General features: G+C 43.3%; 2 protein-coding genes. One reads left to right on the top strand and one right to left on the bottom strand.

Annotated elements, in window-relative coordinates:
- Nucleotides 1-277: 277 nt before the first annotated feature.
- A complete protein-coding gene (locus tag RIG27_RS19950) occupies nt 278-6,019 on the bottom strand; it encodes a trifunctional serine/threonine-protein kinase/ATP-binding protein/sensor histidine kinase (protein WP_446348020.1) in 5,742 nt (1,913 codons plus the stop codon).
- Nucleotides 6,020-6,583: 564 nt separating this feature from the next.
- Between RIG27_RS19950 and RIG27_RS19945 the strand changes: the two genes are divergently transcribed.
- Nucleotides 6,584-8,305, top strand: a complete 1,722-nt coding sequence (locus RIG27_RS19945) for a hypothetical protein (protein ID WP_446348018.1) — start codon at nt 6,584-6,586, stop codon at nt 8,303-8,305.
- Nucleotides 8,306-8,366 lie beyond the last annotated feature (61 nt).

Genomic DNA, 8,366 nt, shown 5'->3' with positions numbered 1-8,366 from the left:
TTTAGCAATCAGTAGGACAATAGTTAATAACAGCCCCAATACAAGAAAAACCCTGAATCTACGTTGACGTTTATCATTCGTCATTTGTCATTTGTCATTTGTCATTTGTCATTCGTCATTTGTCATTTGTCATTTGTCATTCGTTATACTTGCTACCCTTGAAAAGCAAGCTACGTCATTTGTCCGATAAAGTCCGTTTAACATTTTTTAGTAACTCAACTCAGAGAGCTAGTTGGGTTTCGCTGTTGCTCAACCCAACCTACTTGAACTGCCTTCTCTAGTCTTCCGCCGTCCGAAAAGGCAATGAAACAGTAAAAGTAGTTTTACCTGGAATAGATTCAACGTCAATTTTACCCTGATGCTTTTCAATGATCTTTTTCACAATATCGAGTCCTAATCCACTTCCTTCTCCGGCTGACTTGGTTGTAAAAAATGGCTGAAATATCTTAGCTTGAATTTCTGGAGGGATTCCCTTGCCACTATCGGTAATGCTAACGTTTATCTGTTGGTCTTGCTGCTTGACATTAATGGTTAATGTTCCTTTATTATCGATTGCCTGTAACGCATTGTGAATCAGATTCGTCCAGACTTGATTCAGTTCATCTGCATAACATAATATCAGTGGCAACTCGTCATAGTTGCGGATGACATTAATTCCATGTTTGAGTTGATTCTGATACAAAGTTAGCACGGTTTCAATGCCTGCCGTTAAATTTGCCGGAATCATTACCCCCGATTCGTCATAACGGGAGTATGTTTTTAAGGCAAACACTACTTTAGAGGCTCGTTCAGTTGCCGTGTTGATAGTTTGAGTTCCCCGTTGTAATCCCGATAGTTTGTACGCTGTTTCTAAGAGGTGGGAACTATCGGGGCGTTTTAGTAGAGGGAAAAACTCTTCAATATTTTCATAAATCCCCATATCGACCAAAGTATCGGCTAGGGTATCCGCATTCTGAATGTCTTCCGCCTCTAATTGGCGAACTAAGACTCGCCGCCGTTTGCGTTCTTCTTTCGCCGTTAAATCCGATTCGTTTTGCAGTGAACGTTGTAACATTTTCAGAAAATCTTGCCCTTCCTCTGGAGATAATGATTGAAACAGGGTGGGTAATTGTTCCAGGATTTGAATTAAAAACTTAGAAATATTTCCGGCGGAGGAACGAATCGCCCCCAAGGGTGTATTAATTTCATGGGCAATCCCGGCAATTAATTGTCCCAAGGCTGCCATTTTTTCCGATTGAATCAGTTCATCTTGGGTGGCTTTGAGAGAGTCGAGGGTATTTTTTAACTCTTGGGTGCGGGCGGCAACATTTTGTTCTAGAGTGTGATAAAGTCGGGCATTGTCGATCGCGATCGCGGCTTGTCCAGATAGGATTTGTAACACTTCCAGCCTGTCTGGAGTAAAGGCGTCTGTAGCCAGGTTATTTTCCAGATAAACGATACCACTGAGTTGACCTTGATTCAGTAGCGGCGCACACAAAACGGATTGGGTTTGATGGGCTTGAATATACGGATCGTTGGTAAACTTGCCAATTTTAGCCGCATTGGTTGTAACCACGGTTTTTTTTGTATGGGTAACATAGTTAATAATCGAGAGAGGGAGGTAATTTTCTAAGGGTAGAGATTGTAACACAGTGACGTGATTCGTCTCCCCATTCAGCGACGCCTCAATCACCCATTCTCCCGATTGATTTAAAATCAAAACTCCCGTTTGCGCTCCCGTATTTTCGATTAAAATTTCCATCAACGCCGCCAGTAACTTACTCAGTTCAATTTCACTACCAATGGCTTGAGAGGCTTTCATCAGGGTGGCAAAATCTAACGCCGAAGCCGACTGATTTCTCTGAGACACACTACTCACCGTCGTGCGGTTATCTGAGAGAAAACTGACAGGAGATGATGGCGCAAAAAGCTGGGAATATTGGGCTTCTAAATCTCTAACTTTCGCCGTCGCCCCCCAGCGGGTGTAAGTATAATGTGCCTCTTTAAGATACATATCAGCAAACTTGTCCATCCCCCGATGCTGATAAAACATGGCAGCTAAATTGTAGGCTAATGCTTCCTCTTGAATATAACCATTATCCCTCGCCCCTTTAATCGCTTGTTCATATAACTCCATCGCCGTCACCACTTCACCCAAAACTCGCGCTTTTTCGGCGGCGACTAAATCCAGTTTATGCTGCTGATTCATCGCACCGTGGTTTGCCCAGATCTGCATTTTTTCTTGATTAGCGTTAACCCGGTTAATCAACGCCTGTTTATCAGTTGGTGTCGCCTCAGAAACAATAGCCAGATGGGCAAGAGAATCATAAAAATAGAAGATTGGAATCACGATCATCGCCGTAACTCCATTTAAATACTGTTCCGCTAAAACTGCATTTTCTACCGCCTGCTCAACCTCACCAAAGAGATAACAGAGAATCAGCTTATTTAAATAGAATAAATGCAGTTCTGTACGGTCATTCGCCGCCAGCGCCCGGGGTAAGGATGTCTCTTCATTATATGCCTTACCCATTAACTGGGTGGGATTTTCTCCTTGACCCCGTAAATTCTGCACCGCCTGTAAAAAAATCGCCGTCCAATTAAATGGACTTTCCCGGCGAATTTGCCGCACCGCCTGATTATAAGTGGTAATTTCTTGTTCCAATTGCGTCAGTTCAACTCCACTAAAATAGAGATGATCGCAGGTATAAAAGGCGCAATACCCGGCAAATTCAAAATCCCCCGTTTCTACACCACTGTGATAGCCCTCAATCAGGATAGGTACAGTTTGACTAAAATGCTCTTTCCAATGCAAATTATGAGCGCCCAGCACCTCTAAAACTTTACATTTGACTTGCTGAGCATTAAACCGATTCACTAAACTTAGCGCTAATTTACCAAATTGATATCCCGCCTCAAAATTTTGCTGACGATCCAATAAAATACATCCATAACAGGCATACCCAAATGCTGACAATGGCGCGTTCCCATACTTGACTGATAATTGAACCATGGATGAGGCAATCAGAACAAAAAGATCAGGTGCGGCGATATAAGCAGCAGCGATTAAATTGGAGAGAAGCAGCACAGCGGCTAGGGGTTCAGCAGCGGTCATTTCCGGGAGGTTAATTAAGTCTTCAATCTCATGTCCTGCCAATAGTGTAGCCGTTTCATCTAGTCCATTTTGCCACTCTGCTGTGCTGGGTTCTTCGGGTAAATTAATTCCCAATAAATTTAGCACTTGCAGTCCAATATGAATCGCTTCTTTGAGATTGTTTTGCGACGCGATCGCTTGAATCTTAACTTCATACACATTAACTTTTTCCAGCATAGTTTTAGCCTGGGCAAAGAGAACCTCAGTCAATTCCTCCATCACCGTAAAATTGCCACCTAAATAGGCAGCTTGGGCGGCTTCTTCATACAAGGCTAAGGTTAAGTCATAGTCCCATTGCCAACTATCTGAACCCAGAAGTTCTCGTCCCACAGTTAAATAGTTAAGCGCGGCACCATAAGCGGCTGATCCTTTGGCTTTTTGACCCGCGATTAAATTCAATTGGGCGATTTGATGTCGTTCAGCTTGACTAATTTCTCCTGATGTGTAATTCCAAGTATTACCAATACCTTGATTCAGATGATCAACGATTTCAAATATCTTTTCAGATAAGGTTTCCGAGTCAGCACTCTGCCAAAGCAGACGACCAATTTGTAAGTGAACCGCTTTTTTTTGACACTCATCAATTAAAGCATACGCTGCTTGTTGTACTCGGTCATGCAGAAATTTATACTCGTGAACCAGCAAGTCTGGATTGAGTTGCGATAGGGGGACGATTAATTCCGATTGAACCGCTGTGACTAAGTTCGCGAAAATCACATCCTCTGGTTGTTCACAGACGATTGCCAGCGTGGATAAGTTGAAATTGGCACCAATACAGGCAGCTAATTGTAAGACATGCTGGGTTGAATCCGGCAGCTTTTTTAACCGATTCGTCATCAACTCAACGACGTTATCGGTAATGTTTTTATCCTGAATTTTATTGATGTCCCACTGCCATTGATGATTTTGCAGATTGAATGTGATTAAGTTTTCCGCATAGAGATTCCTTAAAAACTGATTCACGAAAAATGGATTGCCCCCCGTTTTGCTCATCACCAGTTCAGCTAAATGCTGGGCAGATTCTGGTGAGTATTTTAAGGTATCACAAATAATTTGGCGAATATGGTCTAATTTTAAAGGGGATAAGGTAATACAGTTAACCGTCGCGCCTTGTTTTTGTAATCCATCTACTGTCATCATTAATGGATGAGTCGGGTTGACTTCATTATCCCGATAGGCACCGATTAAAAATAGATAATAGATCTCGCTATCGGTCATAATCAGTTGAATTAACTTCAGCGTCGCCAAATCTACCCACTGCAAATCATCGAGAAACATCACTAAGGGATGTGCGGGTGAACAAAATGCCCGCATAAATTTTTTGAAGACGATATTAAACCGATTTTGGGATTCTTGTGACCCTAATTCTGGCACCGCAGGCTGTTGACCGACAATTCGTTCCACTTCCGGGATAACATCAATAATCACTTGACCATTTGTCCCCAAAGCGGCTAATAGTTTTTCGCGCCATTGATTGAGTTGGGCTTCGCTTTCGGTTAAAATTTGCTCCACCAATTCCTTAAAGGCTTTGACAATCGCTGAGTAGGGAACATTTCGTTGAAACTGGTCAAATTTGCCGGATATAAAGTAGCCGCGTAGTCGTGTATTCGGTTTATGAATTTCGGCAACTAAACAGGATTTACCAATCCCGGAATACCCTGCCACCAGCATCATCTCAATGGGGGGATGAGACGTGGGGAGTGAACCATCGATGGCAGTATCTGCTGATTTCTTAATTTCCTGATCCTCTCGATTAGCGACGCGATCATAAGCAGCGAGTAAGGTTTCCACTTCCGCTTCTCGTCCATAGAGTTTTTGAGGAATTTGGAAGTGATCGGAAATATCTTGAGAACCCAGAGTAAAGTCGTCAATTGTTCCAGTTTCTGCTAATTGTCTCTGACAGTTTTGCAAATCAGCCACAAGTCCCCAAGCACTTTGATACCGTTCTTCAGCCGTTTTTGCCATCAGTTTTATGACAATATTAGAAACGGTTGGCGGAATGGTTTTATATTGGTGCGCCTCGACCACGTCCGGTATAATATTTGGATACGCTCTAGTCGCTTCTTCCCCGGCTTCCCCAAGGGCGGGTTTAGTCAAGTTATCGGTTTTTCGGACAATGTTATCTCCCCCTACACCAGCCAATCCCCTGGCTTTCCCACCCAGAAGATGGGGAGGTGTCGGAATTTTGGCAATATGACAATGGACTAATTCTATGGCATCTTTTGTCTCAAAGGGCAGCTTTCCGGTTAGCAGTTCATAGAAGGTGACACCTAGGGAATAAAAGTCGGTGCGATAGTCGAGAGAACGATTCATCCGCCCCGTTTGTTCAGGGGAAATATAGGCTAATGTTCCTTCTAAGACATGAGGATTTTTGAGTGCCGGATTTTCGCGGGTAAGCTGGGTGGAGATGCCAAAGTCAATGATTTTGAGTTGTCCGGTTTCGGGGTTGAAGACAATATTGCTGGGGTTAATATCTTTGTGAATGACATGAACCGCGTGAATCTGGGCGAGAATTTCGGCTATCTTGATGGCAATGTTGAGAAAGTCTCGTAGAGGTAGAGGTGAGGAGAGTTTTGTTGGCTGACTCATCCACTGCTTTAAGGATTCACCGCCAAAATCCTCTAAGATGATCACTAAGGTTCGCTGATAGGGTTGGATAGTATACGCCTTAACTACGCTATCAATCGTCAGATTGTGCGTAATTTCATACTCTTGTCGATATCGAGTTAACTCTTGTGGAGTGGGATAGTCTTGTTTAAGAAGTTTGAGAATGACGGGTTTGTGTTCACCTTCCTGAATACCGCGATAAACTAAGGTATTGGCACTTTCGTAGAGTTGGGACAGAATGCGGTAGTTAGCAATTTTTAAGGTAGTGTTATTCGTCATACGTTGTCGGACTAGGAAATTCAGATAAGAGCGTTTACAAAAACAAGATGATATGGTAATAATCGAGCCATCGCCCCAGACATTTAGCCGTCGAACCGAAAAATCTGGGCGCGAATGGGATTCTATGAGTTTTCCTGGGGAGTAGGCGAACGCCCCTCCTAAGCTGTCATGCATTTAAATTGCGTATTAGTAGCGAGCTTTCTGGCTCGCACTACAAGGATTTCGTCATTGTTGACATTAAGGTTTGAATGCCGAACAGCTTATTCACCAACTCTGGTAAATGACACCCGAAAATGAAGTATTCTATTTGGCAGAGCAAATAGGACTAACGTTGGCTATAGAGAGCGATCGCGAAACCCACCTGGTAAAGTTAACGGTAAATGACACCCGAAAATGAAGCGTTAGCGTTGCTTACCTTTATTTAACACAGTTTTATGTAATTATACTCTGTGAAGACTTATTGGATGCTTAAATTAAGCTTAATTTTATTTTTTTGTGTCATACATTTATATTAATTGTAATACAGCCATACAGTTATAAATCGAAACTATTGTGATCAACTGAATGTGGATAACCAATTTGCACCGTTTTCTCACAGGTACAACGAAGTTTTACTTTATTGTTTGGTTGACGCTAAGTCTACTAATTGCCACACTTTACGGCACTTTAGCCCTTCAATCCGCCTTCAGCAGCGAATACGTGGTGCAGGATGATGCGCGACAACACGTCTTCTGGATGCGGCGATTTTTCGACCCCGAGTTATTTCCTAATGATATAATTGCCGATTATTTCCAATCGGTTGCACCGTTAGGCTATCGCGCCTTGTATCATTTCATGGCAGGGATTGGGATTGATCCGATTGTTTTGAGTAAAGTTTTGCCTTTGGTTTTGGGATTCGTTACCACGGGTTACTGTTTTGGCGTGGCGGTGCAATTGTTACCGATACCTTTGACTGGATTTATCGCCTCTGTACTCCTCAACCAAAATCTGTGGATGCAGGATGGGTTGATATCGGGAACACCCAAGGCGTTTATTTATCCGATTCTGTTGGCGTTTTTGTATTATGGGATGCGCCAGTCACTGATTGGAATGGGAAGTGCGATCGCGCTGTTAGGATTATTCTATCCCTCATTAGTGCTAGTCTGTGCGGCGTTTCTGATTTTGCAGTTGTGGCGGTTTAACCTGAAATTCCCCTCTGTGTCTCAAAATCGCCGCGATTATGTATTCTGTTTCACGGGTTTGGCGGTGGCGTTTGCGGTGTTATTACCCTACACGATGAGTTTGTCAGAATTTGCCCCAGTGATCACGGCGGTACAAGCCAAAGGTTTACCCGATTTCTTATCTCAAGGGCGAACCCGCTTTTTTATCAACGACGCTTGGTCATTCTGGTTTAATGGACGCAGTGGTATCCGCATTGATACAGCCTTAGCGCCGCCTCTGAGTTATTTGGGTTTGCTATTACCTGTTGTGTTATGCTTTCCCTCTCGCTTTCCCCTCGCCAAGCAGGTAACTGGGAAGATGGAAGTCTTAGGCAAGTTCTTATTGGCGTCAGCTATTTTATTTTTAGCCGCCCATGCCCTGCTGTTCAAACTACACCTACCCAGCCGTTATACTCAGCATAGCCTACGGATTGCGATCGCGCTGGCGGCGGCAATCGTTATTACCCTAATCCTAGACGCGGTTTTCGCGTGTAGAGACCGTCCATGTTTGGTCTCTACGGTCAAATTGGGATCAGTTTTGGCATTAGCTTTAACCAGTTTAATCGGAATTACTCTTGTGGGATATCCTCACTTGGTTCTGAATACCTTTCCCTGGACGGCTTATATTAGTGGCAATGTGCCGACGTTATATGAATTTTTTCAACAGCAACCCAAGGACAGTAAAATTGCCTCGTTAGTGGAAGAAGCGAATAATTTACCCACGTTTGCTCAACGGTCAATTTTAGTTGGTCGCGAATATGCGATTCCCTATCATTGGGGCTATTATCGCCAATTTCGCCAGCGGATGTCAGATTTAATTGAGGCACAATATAGTCCAGATTTGGCGATTGTCCAGGAGTTTATCCAAAAATACGGGATTGATTTTTGGCTGCTACCGACTACACTCTTAACAGCCGAATCGATTGCGAATGATTCTTGGTTGATGCAGTACCAACCTGCGGCAAATCAAGCCATCGCTAAACTTGAAGCGGGAAAACAACCTGTTTTGGATTTGTTGAGAACTGATTGTGCCGTTTGGGAAACGCCGGGATTGATGGTTTTAGAGGCAGAGTGTATTTTACAATAAAGCATCATTTTTAATAGGGCGGTTGAAACCGCAGCTACACAAACAAAACCCGCCTGGCCTT

The organism is Coleofasciculus sp. F4-SAH-05 (assembly GCF_040222985.1).
In the GTDB taxonomy this organism is placed as follows: Bacteria; Cyanobacteriota; Cyanobacteriia; order Cyanobacteriales; family Coleofasciculaceae; genus Coleofasciculus; species Coleofasciculus chthonoplastes.
The sequence above is the reverse complement of the archived record's forward strand: the minus strand, read 5'-3'. Positions and strand labels throughout refer to the sequence as shown.